At 70.6% G+C, this 16,171-nt stretch carries 14 protein-coding genes; 6 read left to right on the plus strand and 8 right to left on the minus strand.

Annotated elements, in window-relative coordinates; translation table 11 throughout:
• The first annotated feature begins 84 nt into the window (after nt 1-84).
• Nucleotides 85-492: a transferase gene (locus AB6V31_RS13040; RefSeq protein ID WP_056226142.1), complete on the plus strand. Its 408-nt coding sequence runs from the start codon at nt 85-87 to the stop codon at nt 490-492.
• Between the two features lie 79 nt (nt 493-571).
• On the opposite strand, the gene AB6V31_RS13045 is transcribed toward AB6V31_RS13040, so the two are convergent.
• Nucleotides 572-961: a DUF1304 domain-containing protein gene (locus AB6V31_RS13045; RefSeq protein ID WP_369366099.1), complete on the minus strand. Its 390-nt coding sequence runs from the start codon at nt 959-961 to the stop codon at nt 572-574.
• 188 nt (nt 962-1,149) lie between these two features.
• Between AB6V31_RS13045 and AB6V31_RS13050 the strand changes: the two genes are divergently transcribed.
• From AB6V31_RS13050 to AB6V31_RS13060, 3 genes are all read left to right on the plus strand, one after another.
• Nucleotides 1,150-1,725 (plus strand): LysR substrate-binding domain-containing protein, encoded by a 576-nt coding sequence (locus AB6V31_RS13050; protein ID WP_369366101.1) that lies wholly within the window; start codon nt 1,150-1,152, stop codon nt 1,723-1,725.
• A gap of 86 nt (nt 1,726-1,811) precedes the next feature.
• Nucleotides 1,812-2,540, plus strand: coding sequence for a GMP synthase (locus AB6V31_RS13055; protein WP_369366102.1), 729 nt, complete (start codon nt 1,812-1,814; stop codon nt 2,538-2,540).
• 115 nt (nt 2,541-2,655) lie between these two features.
• On the plus strand, nt 2,656-3,471 hold the full coding sequence (locus tag AB6V31_RS13060; protein ID WP_369366103.1) for a tryptophan-rich sensory protein: 816 nt from the start codon (nt 2,656-2,658) through the stop codon (nt 3,469-3,471).
• Between the two features lie 54 nt (nt 3,472-3,525).
• Here the strand turns inward: AB6V31_RS13060 and AB6V31_RS13065 are convergent, their stop codons facing one another.
• Entirely contained in the window at nt 3,526-3,714 is a 189-nt protein-coding gene (locus tag AB6V31_RS13065) for a hypothetical protein (protein ID WP_156371621.1), read from the minus strand.
• 134 nt (nt 3,715-3,848) lie between these two features.
• On the opposite strand from AB6V31_RS13065, the gene AB6V31_RS13070 reads away from it, so the two are divergent.
• On the plus strand, nt 3,849-4,895 hold the full coding sequence (locus AB6V31_RS13070) for a sodium:calcium antiporter (RefSeq protein ID WP_369366105.1): 1,047 nt from the start codon (nt 3,849-3,851) through the stop codon (nt 4,893-4,895).
• Between the two features lie 6 nt (nt 4,896-4,901).
• On the opposite strand, the gene AB6V31_RS13075 is transcribed toward AB6V31_RS13070, so the two are convergent.
• Nucleotides 4,902-7,049: an alpha-galactosidase gene (locus tag AB6V31_RS13075; protein ID WP_369366107.1), complete on the minus strand. Its 2,148-nt coding sequence runs from the start codon at nt 7,047-7,049 to the stop codon at nt 4,902-4,904.
• Between the two features lie 59 nt (nt 7,050-7,108).
• Here AB6V31_RS13075 and AB6V31_RS13080 point away from each other — a divergent pair, with 59 nt between their 5' ends.
• Complete coding sequence (locus tag AB6V31_RS13080; RefSeq protein WP_369366108.1) at nt 7,109-8,227, plus strand: ROK family protein; 1,119 nt, start codon at nt 7,109-7,111, stop codon at nt 8,225-8,227.
• Nucleotides 8,228-8,281: 54 nt separating this feature from the next.
• Here the strand turns inward: AB6V31_RS13080 and treZ are convergent, their stop codons facing one another.
• The 5 genes from treZ to AB6V31_RS13105 all read right to left on the minus strand — a co-directional run bounded on the left by treZ (nt 8,282) and on the right by AB6V31_RS13105 (nt 16,157).
• The gene (treZ, locus tag AB6V31_RS13085; protein ID WP_369366110.1) at nt 8,282-10,033 is read right to left on the minus strand and encodes a malto-oligosyltrehalose trehalohydrolase; all 1,752 of its coding nucleotides are present in this window, start codon (nt 10,031-10,033) and stop codon (nt 8,282-8,284) included.
• 90 nt (nt 10,034-10,123) lie between these two features.
• Complete coding sequence (treY, locus tag AB6V31_RS13090; RefSeq protein ID WP_369366248.1) at nt 10,124-12,511, minus strand: malto-oligosyltrehalose synthase; 2,388 nt, start codon at nt 12,509-12,511, stop codon at nt 10,124-10,126.
• A 5-nt stretch (nt 12,512-12,516) separates the two neighbouring features.
• A complete protein-coding gene (glgX, locus tag AB6V31_RS13095; RefSeq protein WP_369366113.1) occupies nt 12,517-14,730 on the minus strand; it encodes a glycogen debranching protein GlgX in 2,214 nt (737 codons plus the stop codon).
• Between the two features lie 90 nt (nt 14,731-14,820).
• Nucleotides 14,821-15,309: a glutaminase gene (locus AB6V31_RS13100; protein ID WP_369366115.1), complete on the minus strand. Its 489-nt coding sequence runs from the start codon at nt 15,307-15,309 to the stop codon at nt 14,821-14,823.
• Entirely contained in the window at nt 15,306-16,157 is an 852-nt protein-coding gene (locus AB6V31_RS13105) for a transposase (protein ID WP_369366117.1), read from the minus strand. The genes AB6V31_RS13100 and AB6V31_RS13105 overlap by 4 nt, the downstream gene beginning before the upstream one ends.
• Between the last annotated feature and the right edge of the window lie 14 nt (nt 16,158-16,171).

A 16,171-nucleotide genomic window follows, 5' to 3' on the forward strand; every position in this document is an offset into this window, starting at 1 on the left:
GAAGAAGCATTCGAGGGAATGAACGCCATTCCCGACCCGTTGTGATACATGTCGGCTCAACCCGATGGCCGACCGGAGGGGATCGTGGGAAAGAACTACATCGACATCGAAAACGACCACGGCGAGACGCTGCGTTACCGCAAGCACGTCAATGGTCGCGGACTCGTCGCGCACGGCGCGAAGGTCCACCCGTCGGCGCTGGTCGAGAACGGCGCTTACGTCGAACCCGGCGTGCAGATCGCCGCGGGTGTTCGTGTCGGCCGCGGTGCCTGGATCGAGTCAGACGCCGTGATCGGCCCGGAGGCCCACATCGAGCCGCACGCGCACATCTGCGCCGGAGCGGTGATCGGCGCGGGCGCCCACATCGGCGTCCGCACACAGGTCGGCCACAATGCTCGGATCGCGGTGGGCTCGCTCATCGGTGACGACGAGATCATCAACGACGGTGAGGCGGTCGCCACCGACCGGCGGGGCCTGCGCCTGGCCGCCTGACCATTGCCCGAAGGGCGCAACGACCCGCACGACTCCTCGGAGCGTGCGGGTTTCCGTTTGCGCCGGCGGTTCGTCCGCCTCAGGCGAAGATCGCCAGGATCAGACCGATGAGCGGCAGCGTCCCCTGGATGCTCGCGGGGCGGAGGTACTTCTTGCCCGAGGTGACGAGAACGAGCGCTGCGGCGAGCATCGACCCGAGCGAGAAGATGAGCAGCGTGCGTCCGGCGACGTCGCCGATGCCGTTGACCACCCAGAACACGATGCCGATCGCCGTGCCGACCGCGAGGAAGAGGTTGTAGAAACCCTGGTTGTACGCCATGGGCTTGGTCACGTCGGCGGCCTGCTGGTCGGCGATGCCGAAGACCTTCCACGTCTTCGGCTGCGTCCACCGGACGCTCTCGAGCACGAAGATGTAGACGTGGAGCAGGGCTGCGAGTCCCGCGAAGACGAGCGCCAGGATGCCGATCATGCGTCCCACGTTAGTCCCGCGGTTAGCCTGGAGCCATGGCGAAAGGCAGCGGGTCCCGCGGACGAGGTGGCGCGCCTCGACGCACCGTCGGCGCGAAGTCTTCGGCGGCGGGACGGTCGCGCTCACCGAAACCGAAGCAGAAGGCCGAACGCCCCGCTCCGCCGCCCCGCGAGGAGCCACGTGAATTCGTGCTGGGCGCGATCCCCGGCGCGACGCCCGGCAAGTGGATCGGGCTGTGGCGCGAGCGGATGCCGCACGTCTCCCTCGAGCTCCGTGAGATCGCCGTCTCCGCCCAGCTCGAGGCGCTCGCCGAGGTCGACGCGGCGCTCGTCCGCCTCCCCGTCGAGGAGTCCGACGATGTCCACGTCATCCCCCTGTACGAAGAGGAGCCCGTCGTCGTCATGTCGACCGACTCCGATCTGACCGCCGCCGACGAGCTCGACATCGCCGACCTGCGTGGCGAGGTCGTCATCGCGGCAGCGGACGACGTCTTGCACCTGTCCGTTCCGGATGCCATCGCTCCGGCGTTCGCGCCCCCGAGCGACACCGCCGAGGCGATCGCGACCGTCGCCACGGGGGTGGGGGTGGTGGTCGTGCCGATGTCGCTCGCTCGTGCGCACCAGCGACGTGACGTCGAATACCGCGTGCTGCGCGATGGCCCGCGCTCCACCGTCGCCCTTGCGTGGCTTCGCGACCGCACGACCCCGGATGTGGAGACGTTCGTGGGCGTCGTGCGCGGTCGCACGGCGCGATCGTCCCGCTGACCCTGCGTCCGTGAGGGCCGCGCACCCACGTTTCGCCGCGTGTCACCCCCCGATCCGACGCGAGAGCGCGCGCGTAGAATTCCGGGATGACCGGTTCTCTTCTCTACGTCTGCGTCCGCCCGCAGCGTGAGGCGGCCGCGGCCGAGTGGGCGTCGTTCCGCGACGGTCTCGGCGTGCGCGATGAGGACCTCGTACACCACGATCTCGTCCGTGCTCCGCTCCCCGAAGACCTGGACCGATACGCGGCGGTGGTGGTCGGGGGCAGCCCTTTCAACGTCACCGACCCCGACAAGACCGACGACCAGCGTCGTCTCGAGCGCGATCTGGAACGCCTCGCCGCGGTGGCGATCGAGGGCCGCACGAACGCACTGTTCACCTGCTTCGGCATCGGCGTCGTGACGCGCCTCCTCGGCGGTCGTGTGAGTCTCCTGCACCCCGAGGGAACGGGTCCCACCGACATCGCGCTCACCGCGGCCGGCCGAGACGACGAGCTGTTCGGCATCCTGGAACCTCGCTTCGAGGCGCTGACCGCGCACAAAGAGGGCACGGCGACCGTGCCGCCGAGCGCCGTCCTGCTCGCCGAAAACGACGCCTGCCCCGTGCAGGCGTATCGTGCGGGGGCCGGGCTGTGGGCCACGCAGTTCCATCCCGAGCCGACCACCGACGCCTTCGTGGAGCGGATGGTCGTCTATCGCGAAGCGGGCTACTTCGATGCCGACGCGTTCGATGAGGTGTCCGCTCACGTGCGTACCGCCTCGGTCGAGCAGCCGACGCGCTTGCTGCGCTCGTTCGCCGCGCGTTCCGTCGCGGCCTGATGCGGCGGAGCCCCCGGTGGGGGCTCGACCGAGGGGGATCGCGGGGCGGCGGCGGCGTCCGGGCTGATGTCAACCCCAAGAGCCACATTTACCTAGCTTTTCTAGTGTTCTAGATATGAACGCAACAGCTCAGTGGCGGGGCTCGGACCTCGCTCGTCAGATCGTCGTCCTCTCCGCGGTGTCGTTCATGCTGATCGCGGCCGTCATCGGCGCGGGCGCCTTCGGCAACACCGCCGTGCAGGACCAGCAGGGCGGCGCGCTCAACACCGACGGTTCGTACCTCGCGCCCGCCGGCCCCGCGTTCTCGATCTGGTCGGTCATCTACCTCGGCCTGATCGTCTACTCGATCTGGCAGGCACTTCCGGGCCAACGCACGAACCCGCGGCAGCGCGCCCTCGGCTGGCTGATCGCCCTGACGATGACGCTGAACGGACTGTGGCTCGTGGCGGCGCGCTTCGGCACGCTCGTCCTCACCGTCGTCGTGATCGTGCTCCTGCTCGCCGCTCTCGGCTGGACCTTCCGGGTCACCGTCGCCACGCGCGAGCCGCGCGGCGGTGTCGTCGACTCCGTGCTCATCGACGGCGTCACGGGCCTGCATCTCGGCTGGGTCACCCTGGCGACCGTCGCCAACACCGCCGCGTGGCTGACGACCATCGTGCCGCCCGAGTGGGAGAGCGCAGCGGATGCCATCGGCATCGCGGTCCTGATCGTGGTGGCCCTCATCGGCCTGGCGATCGCGTGGCGCAGCTCGTGGCGCGTGACACCCGCGATCGCCCTCGCGTGGGGTTTGAGCTGGCTCGCCGTGGAGCGCTTCACAGGGGAACCGCAGAGCGGCCCGATCGGTGCGACCGCGATCGTCGTGGCCGCGGTCGTGCTGCTGCCGCCGGCGATCGTCAGCGTGCTGCGTCTGATCCGGCCGAGCGTCGACTGAGCCGGATCCGCCCGGCGGCCTCGCCGTCGACGGTTCTGCGCGCGGTCGCAGCCCTCAGAAGCCTCGACCGAGGTCGATCTGACGCTGGATTTCCTCACGGGCTCGGCCGAGCTCACTGTCGGGACGATGGCGTGACGCGCCTCGCGCTCCCCCCGATCGGTTGACCGCGGCGAGGATCACCACGGTCACGGCGATCACCACGAGACCACTTGTCGACAGAGCTGCGACGAGTCCGGCATCCATGTTCCGCTCCTTCGGGAGGTGACGGCCCACGCTTCCACCCCCCGCCGGGGAGGTCAACCCCGCTGGGCGTACGCCTCCGACGCCTCGTGCGCAAGCGGATCGGATGCCAGGGGCGCGGGGAGTGTAATCGGGCGGTGGACTCGTTGCCGTTCTTCCTGCTCGTCGTGATCTTCGTCGCCGCGGCGGCGGTGGTGTGGGTCGCCGGGATCCAGCTGTCGAAGGCGACCGACGTGCTGGATGCCCGGTTGCACCTGGGCAGCGCGCTCGGAGGCCTGATCGTTCTCGCCGTGGCGACCAACCTGCCCGAGATCGCGATCACGGTGTCAGCGGCCGTGTCGGGCAACCTCGAGGTCGCGGTGGGCAACATCCTGGGCGGGATCGCCCTGCAGACGGTCGTGCTCGTGATCCTCGACGCCTTCGGCAAGCGCGGCCGCGGCGTGAAGCCGCTGACCTACCGCGCGGCATCCCTCACCCTCGTCTTGGAGGGTCTCGTCGTCGTCGCGGTCCTCGCCGTCGTCATCGCGGGGAGCCAGCTTCCGAGCGGGCTCGAAGTGCTGCGGCTCACCCCCGACGTCGTGCTGATCGCCGCCCTGTGGATCGTGGGGTTGGTCCTCGTTCAGCGGGCCGGGAAGCACCTGCCCTGGCACGAGGACGGGCGAGCACCAGATGCCGCACCGAAGCCGCAGAAGAAGGATCCGGCGAAGGCGATGAGCACGAAGAAGGCGGCCCTCGTCTTCTCGATTTCCGCCCTCGCCACCCTCGTCGCGGGCGTGGTGCTCGAGCGCGCGGGAGATGCGGCGTCGTCGCAGATCGGGCTGTCGGGGGTGCTCTTCGGTGCGACCGTGCTCGCTCTCGCGACCTCTCTTCCCGAGATCTCCACGGGCCTGCAGGCTATCCGTCAGGGCGACGACAACCTCGCGATCAGCGACATCTTCGGCGGCAATGCCTTCTTGCCGGTACTCTTCCTGCTCGCGACCGTCATCTCGGGCGCGGCGGTGCTCCCTCAGGCCAACGGAGCCGACATCTACCTGACGGCTCTCGCCGCTCTGCTGACCCTCGTGTACGTGGTCGGCCTGATCTTCCGCCCGCAGCGACGCCTGCTCGGGATGGGCGTCGACTCGTTCGTCGTCCTCGTGCTCTATGCCGTGGGCATCGGCGGCTTGTTCGCCATCTCCGCCTGACGGGGCTCAGCCGGCCGTCAGCTCGACCACCACCGCCTGCTGGGGGTTCTGCACGGGCGGGCGGATTCCGGATGCCGCGAGCTGGCGCCCGGTGAGCACGGTGTCGTGGTGGGCCCACGGCAGGGGCGACTGAGCGGGCTCCTGCACCAGACCGCCCGGCGTCACGAGCCGCACCCGGTACGCGCGGTCGGGGTCGAGACCCGGCAGGCGCACGCGCCCCGCGGGCGAGGCGATGAGGGTCTGCGTCTGCGCGATCGTGAAGAAGGCGTGATCGCGATCGGCCGCGACCACGCCGCGCACGTCGAGCCCGGGGTCGGCGACGTCGACGTTCACGAGACGCCCCGTCGCCACGAGCGGACGAACCCGCCGCGCGAGGGCGACCCACTCCCCCACGACGGCGCGGTCGCGCTCGTCGAGGGTGGTGAGGTCCCACTCGATGCCGAAGTGCCCGAACAGCGCGACGGCTCCGCTGAACGCGAGCGAGACCGTGCGGCTCGTCGAGTGCACGTGCGGGGTGGTCAGGTGCATGCCCATCATCTCGGGCGGCACGACCAGGGCGGTGTACCGCTGCGTCTCGAGCCGCTCGACCGGATCGAGGCAGTCGCTCGTCCAGATGCGGTCGGTGCGGTCCAGGATGCCGAGGTCGACTCGCGCCCCACCTGAGGCGCAACTCTCGATCTCGAGACCCGGGAAGGTCGCCTTGAGCTCATCGATGAGCCGGTACACGGCGAGCGTGTGGGCGTGCACGGCCGAGCCGCCGCCGGGGCCGGTCGCGGCATCCACGAGATCCCGATTGTGGTCCCACTTCACGTACGCGATCGGGTAGGCCCGCAGCACCTCGGTCATTCGCTCGAGGATGTACGCGTAGGCGCCGGGGTGGGCGAGGTTCAGCACCTGCTGCTGGCGTGCCGACGGCGGGAGCTCGTCGCGTCCGCGCAGGATCCACTCGGGGTGCGCGCGGGCGACGTCACTGTCGGGGTTGAGCATCTCGGGCTCGAACCACAGCCCGAACTCCATGCCCAGGCCCGTGACGTGGTCGGCGAGCGGGCTCAGCCCTTCGGGCCACACGCCCTCGTCGACGAACCAGTCGCCGAGGCCCGCGGTGTCGTCGCGACGGCCGCGGAACCACCCGTCGTCGAGCACGAACCGCTCCACGCCGATCTCGGCGGCGACGTCGGCGAGCTGCCGCAGTTTCGGCAGGCGGTGGTCGAAGTACACCGCCTCCCACGTGTTGAGCGTGATCGGGCGCGGGCGCTCGGGGTGCTGCGGCCGGGCGCGCCAGGTGTCGTGGAAGCGCGCGGCCAGCTGGTCGAGACCCTCGCCCCACGACCCGTAGACGAGCGGCGACGAGAGCTCCGCGCCCGGTGCGAGCACGATCTCGCCCCACGCGGCCATCTCGCCGCCCGCGAGCAGCGCCTCACCCAGCGGCAGCCGCTCGGCGAACACGCGCTGGTTGCCGCTCCACGCGACGTGGATGCCGTGCACCAGACCCGCCTCGAACCCGAAGCCGGGACGCCCGGCGGCCAGCAGCAGGGTCGCGTCGGCACCGGGGCGACCGCGACGGCTCTCGCGCAGGTGCGTGCCGAAGGTGAAGGCGTGGCGCTGCGACGAGCGCTCGCGCAGGTGGCGGCCGGTGGCGTCGAGGATCTCGGTGGCCTCCCAGGGCAGCGGGAAGCTCGGCTGCAGCGTCGAGACGACGAGGTCGTCGGCCCCGTCGTTGACCACGGTGAGCTTCTGCGAGAACAGGCCCGCGGCATCCACTCGCAGCTCCGCGCGCAGACGCAGAGCGCGCTGCTCGTCGACGAGGTGCAGCGTCACGGCGTCGGGGGTGGAGTCGACGGATGCCAGAGAGAAGACCGTTCCCTGCACGACGCCGCCGCACCCTCCCTCGTATCCGGGAGCGCCGGGCCAGCCGGCCGCGGCCGTCGGCACGATCGTGAGGCGGGGCGTCTGGTCGATGCCCCCCGAGACGCGTTGCGGACGCGCCGCAACGGCCATCGACGAAAGCGTCTCGTCATCGAGGGCGCCGAGATCGGGCCCCCAGTGGATGATGGCGGGCGCGGGCTGCGCGGTGAGGTCGACGACGACGCTGGTGCCTCCGGCGCGGAGGTGCGCCGCCGAAGCGGTCTCGAGTGCGACGACGGTGTGCGACATGGCATTATTTCTACCACGGAACAAATGCCCGCCTGCCGCGGGAGAGCGGGAGGGGCGCGATGCTCACCGAGAGCGAGGCCGCCGTCGCCCGTGCCGTGCTGACCCACGGCCCCCTCTCGCGCCGCGCCCTCGCCGCGCGCCTGCACCTGTCGCCGCCGAGCCTCACCCGCTTGACCCGCCCCCTGGTGGACGCCGGCATCCTGATCGAACTCGACGACGAGGTGGACGGCTCGGTCGGTCGCCCCTCGCGACCCCTCGACATCTCGCCCACCGCGGGCACGTTCGTCGGCGTCAAGCTCACCGGCGACCACCTCTACCTCGCCGCCACCGACATCCGTGCCGAGGTGTGCGAGCGCGCGGACCGTAGCCTGACGGGCTCGACGCCCGAGCACGTGATCGACGAGATCGTCGCCGTGGTCGGCGCCCTGGGGCTACGCGATGTCCGCGGGGTCGGCGTGAGCCTGGGCGGTGCCGTGCGCGACGGGGTCGCCGTCGACGCCCCCTTCCTCGGCTGGCGCGACGTCGCCTTCGCCGACGCGCTCGCGGCGCGCCTCGACGTGCCGGTCGCGCTCGAGAACGACGTGGTCGCCCTCGCCGAGGCCGAGCGCTGGTTCGGGGTAGGCCGCGCCCTGCCGGGCTTCGCGATCGTAACCGTCGGCGCGGGCGTGGGCTTCGGCCTCGTCATCGACGGGCGCACCGTGCGCACGCCCGATGCCGGGGTCGGCACCGTCGGCCACCTCCCGCTCGTCGCGGACGGACCCCCCTGCCCCGAGGGGCACCGTGGCTGCGCCGCCGCCCTGCTGACGACCACCGCGATCAGTTCGCAGGTGTCGCAGGCACTCCGCCGTTCCGTCTCGTACGACGACGCCCTCTCGCTCGCCCGCGCCGACGACCCCGCCGCACGCACCGTCATGGATGCCGCGGGCGACGCCCTCGGAACCCTCTGCGCCCTCGCCGCGAACCTGTCGCTGCAGTCCGACATCGTCCTCGCGGGCGAGGGCGTCGAGGCGTTCGATCTGGTGCGCGACCGGGTCGAGGCGTCTCTCGCGCGCGGCCGCGAGCGCTCGGCATCCGCCGTCTCGATCCACGTGGACCGCTCGGGATTCTCCGCCTGGGCGCGAGGAGCCGCGGCGGTGGCGATCCAGGCCGCGATGGGCCGCATCTCGCTCAGCGACTGACCCGCGCACGCCGACGGCCCCGCCCCTCGAGGGGACAGGGCCGTCGATCGGGGGTCAGAGAGCCGGCGCCACGATCGCACTCGCGCCGGCGGGCACGGTCAGCGTGGTCCCGTCGAGCACGACACCCTCGGCGGTGGCCAGCAGCACACGAACACCGGATGCCGCGGAGGCCGAGGCCTCGGCATCCGACAGGTTCACCATGACGACGAGGTCGCCTCGACGCAGCTCGTACACGCGCCCACCGTCGGCCTCACGGGCTGCCGCCGACAGACCCTCGCGCGAGGGGTCGGTGAGCTCGGGGCGCTCGCGGCGGATCTTCGCGAGCTCGCGGTACAGGCCGAGCAGCTGCGCGTGGTCGCCCTCTCCGACCTCGTCCCAGTCGAGCTTCGAGTTCTCGAAGGTCGAGGGGTCCTGCGGGTCGGGCACGGTCGACTCGTCCCAGCCCATCTTCTCGAACTCGGCGATGCGCCCCTCGGCGGTGGCCTTGCCGAGCTCGGGCTCGGGGTGCGAGGTGAAGAACTGCCAGGGCGTGGTGGCGCCCCACTCCTCGCCCATGAAGAGCATCGGCGTGCCGGGAGCGGTGAGCGTGAGCACGGCGGCCGCGGCGAGGCGGTCGTAGTCGAGCGTCTGCGCCAGGCGGTCACCGGCGGCGCGGTTGCCGATCTGGTCGTGGTCCTGCGCGAAGGTCACCAGACGCCAGTTCGGCACGTCCTCCGGGATCGGTTTGCCGTGCTTCTCCTCGCGGAACGACGAGTACGTGCCGTCGTGGAAGAAGCCGCCCTCGCTGACCTTGCGGAACGCGTCGAGGTCGGCGAAGTCCTCGTAGTACCCGATCGTCTCTCCGGTCAGGGCGACGTGGGCGGTGTGGTGCCAGTCGTCCGACCACTGCGCGGTGAGCCCGTAGCCGCCGGCCTCGCGCGGCAGGATCAGCTTCGGGTCATTCATGTCGCTCTCGGCGATGGTCGTGAGCGGGATGCCGCGGTGCGCCGACAGGGCGTCGGTGCGCTCGGCGATCTCCTGCAGCACGTGCGGGTCGCGGTGGTCGAGCAGCGCGTGCACGGCATCCAGGCGCAGGCCGTCGACGTGGTAGTCGCTCATCCACATCAGCGCGTTCTCGACGATGTAGGCGCGCACGGCGTCCTCGTCGAGGTTGACCGAATCGCCCCACGTGTTGCGGCTGCCCTCCCGGAGGTACTCGCCGAAGAGGGGGAGGTAGTTGCCCGAGGGCCCGAGGTGGTTGTAGACGACGTCCTGGATGACGGCGAGGCCCGCGGCGTGGGCGGCGTCGACGAAGCGCTGGTAGGCCTCGGGCCCGCCGTAGGCCTCGTGCACGGTGTACCAGAGCACCCCGTCGTAGCCCCAGTTCCACGTGCCGTTGAAGCCGTTCACCGGGAGCAGCTCGACGTGGGTCACGCCCAGGTCGACGAGGTGGCCGAGGCGGCCGATCGCGGCATCCAGGGTCCCTTCGGGGGTGAAGGTGCCGAGGTGCAGCTCGTAGATCAGTCCGCCCGCGAGCTGCTTGCCCGTCCAGGCGGCGTCGTTCCACGCGTAGACCGAGGGGTCGAACCACGCCGATGCCTCGTGCACGCCGCCGGGCTGGCGCCGCGAGCGCGGGTCGGGACGAAAGTCGTCTCCGTCGCCGAGCACGAAGCCGTAGCGCTCCCCGTCGGCGAGATCGACCGGAGCGGTCCACCACCCGCCGGCATCCGCCGACATCTCCACGTCTTCGACGACGGTGTCGCCGCTGTCGTCGAGTCGGCGCAGTCGCACTCGGTCGGCCTTGGGTGCCCAGACGTCGATGCTCATGTGGGTTCTTCCTTCGCGTGAGGAGTCAAAAATTGTCGCTGAGGCGAGCGCGAGGCGACAAGAAGTGACCCCTCACGCGCGGGGAACGGGTCAGGAGATCAACAGAGCGACCGGGTAGGTCGCGAGCAGGTCGGCGAGGCGGGTCGGACCGCCCTGGTACTGCTTGCCCGTGAGCACGTCGATGACCAGCGTGTCGGGCAGCAGCAGCACCGTGTCGCGCCAGCCGCCCGCGGTGCGCAGGCCGTGGGGCAGACGCGTCGCGACCGCGAACACCCCACCGCGATCGAACGCGACGACGTGATCGGATGCCACGCCGGCGGCCTCGAGCGGACGGTAGACGTCGAGCGGCACGTCGTTCCGCACCCGGAGCGCGCGAGAGGTCACGAGCAGCTTCGCGGCCCCGGTCCCGTCGATGGGCGGGCGCACGGCATCCGTCCCGTCGATCGAGGCGAGCAGACGTCGACGCTCGGCGAAGTCGACCGGGCGACGGTTGTCGGGGTCGACCAGCGACTGCTCCCACAGCTCCGAGCCCTGGTAGACGTCGGGGACGCCCGGGCCCAGGATCTGCAGCAGCTTGGCCGAGAGGCCGTTCGACCAGCCGTCGGCCGAGATCTCGTCGACGAACGCGCGCACGCGCTCGGCGGCGGGACCGGTGGCCGCATCGACCAGCGCGTGCATGCGCTCTTCGAAGGCCTCGTCCTGCTCCCACCAACCGGTGACCTCGCTCGCCTCGCGCGCGGCCTTCTCGGCGTAGGCGTGCAGGCGTTCGCGGTAGTCCGTGAGACCTTCGGGGGTGGATGCCGATGCCGGCCACGCCCCCACGATGGCCTGCCACAGCAGGGCGTCGAAGGGACCGTGCCCGGTCGAGGCGATGCCGCGGAACTCCTCGAGCCGCGCGGCCCACTTCTCGGGGATCTCGGCGAGCACGGCGATGCGCGCACGCGTGTCCTCGCCGCGCTTGGTGTCGTGCGTCGAGAGGGTCGTCATCGCTGTCGGCCACGACGCGTGGCGCAGCGCCTGCGCGGTGTGAAAGCCGTGCACGTCGAGCGCGAACTGACCCGGATCGCCGCCCACCTCGGTGAGCGACCCGAGGCGCGTGTAGCGGTAGAACGCCGTGTCTTCGACGCCCTTCGCCATCACGGGCCCGGTCGTCTGCTGGAATCGCCACGCGATCTCGAGGTCGGTGTCGGAGAGCGCCGGCACGAGCTTCTCGATCACGTCGTCGAGCTCGGGGCGGCGGATCTCCGCCTCGCCCGCGGCGGCGTCGAGGTGCGCGCGACCCGCGGGGAGGTAGGACCGGTAGACGGGGAAGCACGCGAGGATCTCGGCGAGGGCGTCCTGCAGCACCTCGGCCTCGAACTCCTCACGCAGCTCGGCGGGGAGGCCGCGCACGATGCGGCGGATCTCCGACACCTGGATGGAGTCGGCGATCTTGCGCTTGGTGTCGTGGATGAGGTCGTGCCAGCCGGTCAGGGCAGGCAGGTCGCTCTCGGTGCGCAGTCGCGCATCCAGGGCGTCGAGCGGCACCTCGCCCGCGGGATCGGTGAGCACGCGGTCGATCTCGGCGAGCGCGTCGTACCCGGTCGTGCCGGCGGTCTTCCACCACGAGGGCAGGGCTTCGCCGTGCTCGAGGATCTTCTCGCCGAGCACGTAGCCGACCTCGTCGTCACTCGCGTCCCTCAGGGCGGCCGAGAGGCGGTCGAGGTACCCGCCGGGGTCGACGAGCCCGTCGGGGTGATCCACGCGCAGGCCGTCGGCCAGACCCTCGCGCACCCAGCGCAGGATCTCAGCGTGGGTCGCCTCGAACACCTCGGGCCGCTCGACGCGCACGCCCGCGAGCGTCGTCACGGCGAAGAAGCGGCGGTAGTTGAGGTCGGCCGCTTCGTCCTGCCAGAAGCGCAGCTCGAAGTTCTGCGCGTCGAGAAGTTCCCGGATGCCGAGGTCCGACGACCCCGTTCCCGGGGCGACCGGAAACTCGTGGTCGTAGTAGCGGATCAGCCCGTCGGGGGCGTCGTCGGCCGGCGTCGGGTCGTACGAGATCTCATCGATCACCGCGTCGAGGTGATCGCCGAGCACGGGGACGCGCACCTTGCCGCCGCCGAACTCCCAGTCGATGTCGAACGCGTCGGCGTGCGCCGAGTCGCGCCCCTGGCGCAGGACGTCCCACCACCACGCGTTCGCGCGCGGCTCGGAGACGCCCATGTGGTTGGGCACGATGTCGATCAGGATGCCCAGATCCTTCGCGCGCGCCGCCTCGACGAAGCGCGAGAGACCCTCGGCACCGCCGCGGGCGGGGTCGACGCGCGTGACGTCGACGACGTCGTAGCCGTGGTCGGAGCCCGGGGTGGCCTCGAGGATCGGCGAGAGGTACGCCCACGAGACCCCGAGGTCACGGAGGTAGTCCGTGACCTCGGCGGCGTCGTCGAGGGTGAACGATTCGCGGATCTGCAGGCGGTAGGTCGAAAGCGGATGCCGCATCTCGGTCACAGCTCCGGCTTGGGCGCCTGGCCGGGCAGGTCGTCGGTGCCGATGATCTGGATCTGCGCCGTGAGCGACGCCGCGACCGAGTGGTCGACCTCGGGCTCGGGCAGGTGGTGCTCGCGCAGGACGATCAGCGACTTCGGCTCGAGCGGCAACGTCTCGCCGGGGTTGAGCGGCTCGGTGTTCGCGCGCTCGCCCGCGGTGTCGACGTAGGCGTCCCACTTGGGGGCGTACTCGAAGTCGGGTAGCCGGAAGTCGACCGTGTCGTCGCCCGCGTTGAACAGCACGAGGAAGTGATCGTCGCTGATGGACTCGCCGCGGCGGTCGCGCTCACGGATGCCCTGGCCGTTGAGGAAGATCCCCACCGCCAGGCCGAAGCCGTTGTCCCAGTCCTCGGGCTGCATGAGCGAGCCGTCGGGACGCAGCCACACCACGTCGGGGATGGGCGCACCCTCCTCCATCTTCACGGGGCGACCGTCGAAGAACCGGCTGCGGCGGAAGGTGGGGTGCTGCTTGCGCAGTCGCGCGAGCGCGGCGGTGAACTCGATCAGCGGGGTGTCGATGTTCGACCAGTCCACCCAGGTGATCTCGTTGTCCTGCGCGTAGCCGTTGTTGTTGCCGCCCTGCGTGCGACCGAGCTCGTCGCCGTGCAGCAGCATCGGCACACCCTGGCTCAGTAGCAGCGTCGCGATGAAGTTGCGCTGCTGCTGCGCACGGCGCTTGAGCACCTCGGGGTCGTCGGTGGGACCTTCGACGCCCATGTTGCTCGAGCGGTTGTGCGATTCGCCGTCGTTGTTGTCTTCGCCGTTGGCCTCGTTGTGCTTCTCGTTGTACGACACGAGGTCGCGCAGCGTGAAGCCGTCGTGGGCGGTGACGAAGTTGATGGATGCCACGGGGAAGCGACCGGAGTGCTCGTACAGGTCGGCGGAGCCGGTGAGGCGCGAGGCGAACTCGCCCAGGGCCTGCGGCTCGCCGCGCCAGAAGTCACGGACGGTGTCGCGGTACTTGCCGTTCCACTCGGTCCACTGGGGCGGGAAGTTGCCGACCTGGTAGCCGCCGGGGCCCACGTCCCACGGCTCGGCGATGAGCTTGACCTGCGAGACGATCGGGTCCTGCTGCACGAGCTCGAAGAAGGCCGCGAGGCGGTCGACCTCATAGAACTCACGCGCGAGGGTCGAGGCGAGGTCGAAGCGGAAGCCGTCGACGTGCATCTCGAGCACCCAGTAGCGCAGCGAGTCCATGATCAGCTGCAGCGTGTGGGGGTTGCCCACGTTCATGCTGTTGCCAGTGCCGGTGTAGTCGGTGTAGTACCGCTTGTCGTCGTCCTCGAGGCGGTAGTAGGCCTCGTTGTCGATGCCGCGCATCGACAGGGTCGGGCCCATGTGGTTGCCCTCGGCGGTGTGGTTGTAGACCACGTCGAGGATGACCTCGATGCCGGCGGCGTGCAGAGCCTTGACCATGGCCTTGAACTCCTGCACCTGCTGACCGTGGTCGCCGGTCGAGGAGTAGGTGTTCTGCGGGGCGAGGAACGCGATGGTGTTGTAGCCCCAGTAGTTCGACAGCCCCTTTTCTTCGAGGGTGGAGTCGTTGACGAACTGGTGCACCGGCATGAGCTCGATCGCGGTGACGCCGAGCTTCTTGAGGTGCTCGATGACGGCGGGGTGGGCGATGCCGGCGTAGGTGCCGCGCAGCTCCTCGGGCACGTCGGGGTGCAGTTGGGTGAGGCCGCGCACGTGGGCCTCGTAGATGAACGACTCGGCGTAGGGGATCTTCGGCTGGCGGTCGCCCGACCAGTCGAAGAACGGGTTGATGACGACGCCCTTCATCATGTGGGCGGCGGAGTCCTCGTCGTTGAACGAGTCGGGGTCGCCGAACTCGTAGCTGAAGACCGCCTGCCCCCAGTCGACCTGGCCCTCGACGGCCTTCGCGTACGGGTCGAGGAGCAGCTTCGCGGGGTTGAAGCGCTTGCCGTTCGCGGGGTCGTACTCCCCGTGCACGCGGTACCCGTAGCGCTGCCCCGGCTGGATGTTGGGGAGGTAGGCGTGCCAGACGAACGCGTCGACGTCGATCAGCTCGAAGCACGTCTCCGTTCCGTCTTCCTCGAAGAGGCAGAGCTCTACCTTCTCCGCTCCTTCACTGAACAGGGCGAAGTTCGTCCCGTTACCGTCGTAAGTGGCCCCGAGGGGATAACTGGATCCTGGCCATACCTGCTGCACGTCGCTCACGATAGACCAGCGTCGTTTCCGCGAACCTCCGTGGTCACGGCAGTTGACACCCACCCCACCCCCGACTATGCGCGCGGGTCTCTATGCCCGTTCGGGCGGATGCCGCAGCAGCTCGATGCGTTCCGCGAGATACCGGTCGAGGGGCATGAACACTCCGGCGGCGCTCCACCGCACGAGGAGCTCGCCTCCGCGGATCGCCACGGGGGTGGACGACTCCCCCACCGCGTCCGGATCGATGGTGCGCCACTCGATGTGGATCGTCTCGCCCTCGGGGACTCCGCCCCGTGCGGCCGCGGCGGCGAGTTCGGCGCGACGGCGTTGCGATTCGGCGGCGAATCCGCGACGCACTTCCGCACGCGAGCGCACGATGTCGCCGGTCGCCAGCAGAGCGTCGTCGGTCAGCAGCAGGACACCGAGATGCCAGGCCGTGCCGCGCGGCGCGATACGGGCCGAACGAGGGATGCCGAGCAGCCGGCGCCCCTCCTGCAGCTCGCCGAGACGTTCTCGCGGCGCCCCGGACAAACGCGCGCGCGCCTCGTCGAGCACCGCGGAGAGGGGTGAGTCGCTCATCGATCCGTTCCTTCGTCACGAGCGGCTTCGGCGCGCTCGACGGCTTCCGACGCCACACGCACGGACTCGCGAGCCCGAGTCTGCTCATCCTGGCGCTGCATCAGCACCTCGTCGGCCGCGTCCGCCTCTTTCTCGGCGCGCGCGAGATCGGCTCGCAGGCCGTCCACGCGCTCTCGAGCGCGGGCGGCCCGTTCCGCCGCCGTATCCACACGCCGCCCGGCGGCGGTGCTCTCGCGCTCGGCGTCGGCTCTGGCCCGCTCCGCCTCACGGACGGCTCGTTCCGCGGCCTTCCGCGCGCGACGCGCGGCGAGGTCGTCGCGCGGGGCGGCAGCCTGCGGGATGGCCGCGGGAACGGAGCCGGCCACCGCCTCCGCGAGCGTTCCGTCGCCCATCTCGGCGAGGTCGATCGCCGAGGTCAAGCGCCCCGTCAGCACGGCCGCCGCGACCGTTTCGTCGACCACCGCGGCGTTCACGGTCTTCTCGACGGCGTCCGACATCGCCGCGCTCAGGGGTGTCCCGGCCTCGGCGGCGAGCTCACCCGCGCGGCGGGCGAGGGCGGCGACCAACTGTCGACGCTGCCGCCCCAGTCGCCCGAGCTCCGCGGCATCCAGGTCGTCCTGCGCTTCGTGCAGAGCGCGGGACAGCTCCACGGCCTCGCCGAGCTGACCGTCGCGTACGAGCAGGTTGACCGCCCATGCGGCGACCGTGGGCTTGCGCAGCTTGGCGATCCTCCGCCCCAGCACCCCGCCCTCGGCGGCGCGGTCATTGCGGGCGGCAGTGAACCTCGCGGGCGGAAGAGCGAGAAGTTCGGCGGCGACCTCGTCCAGGCGGGCGTCGTCGTCGCTCATCGGTCCATTGTGTC

It is taken from the genome of Microbacterium sp. 16-032 (assembly GCF_041079455.1).
In the GTDB taxonomy this organism is placed as follows: Bacteria; Actinomycetota; Actinomycetes; order Actinomycetales; family Microbacteriaceae; genus Microbacterium; species Microbacterium testaceum_A.

What these genes read in the sequence shown, in the direction of transcription:
- AB6V31_RS13045 (WP_369366099.1), bottom strand. Translation starts at nt 961, where the DNA reads ATGATCGGCATCCTGGCGCTCGTCTTCGCGGGACTCGCAGCCCTGCTC.
- AB6V31_RS13055 (WP_369366102.1), top strand. Translation starts at nt 1,812, where the DNA reads ATGACCGGTTCTCTTCTCTACGTCTGCGTCCGCCCGCAGCGTGAGGCG.
- AB6V31_RS13060 (WP_369366103.1), top strand. Translation starts at nt 2,656, where the DNA reads ATGAACGCAACAGCTCAGTGGCGGGGCTCGGACCTCGCTCGTCAGATC.
- AB6V31_RS13065 (WP_156371621.1), bottom strand. Translation starts at nt 3,714, where the DNA reads ATGGATGCCGGACTCGTCGCAGCTCTGTCGACAAGTGGTCTCGTGGTG.
- AB6V31_RS13075 (WP_369366107.1), bottom strand. Translation starts at nt 7,049, where the DNA reads ATGTCGCACACCGTCGTCGCACTCGAGACCGCTTCGGCGGCGCACCTC.
- AB6V31_RS13080 (WP_369366108.1), top strand. Translation starts at nt 7,109, where the DNA reads ATGCTCACCGAGAGCGAGGCCGCCGTCGCCCGTGCCGTGCTGACCCAC.
- treZ (WP_369366110.1), bottom strand. Translation starts at nt 10,033, where the DNA reads ATGAGCATCGACGTCTGGGCACCCAAGGCCGACCGAGTGCGACTGCGC.
- treY (WP_369366248.1), bottom strand. Translation starts at nt 12,511, where the DNA reads ATGCGGCATCCGCTTTCGACCTACCGCCTGCAGATCCGCGAATCGTTC.
- AB6V31_RS13100 (WP_369366115.1), bottom strand. Translation starts at nt 15,309, where the DNA reads ATGAGCGACTCACCCCTCTCCGCGGTGCTCGACGAGGCGCGCGCGCGT.
- AB6V31_RS13105 (WP_369366117.1), bottom strand. Translation starts at nt 16,157, where the DNA reads ATGAGCGACGACGACGCCCGCCTGGACGAGGTCGCCGCCGAACTTCTC.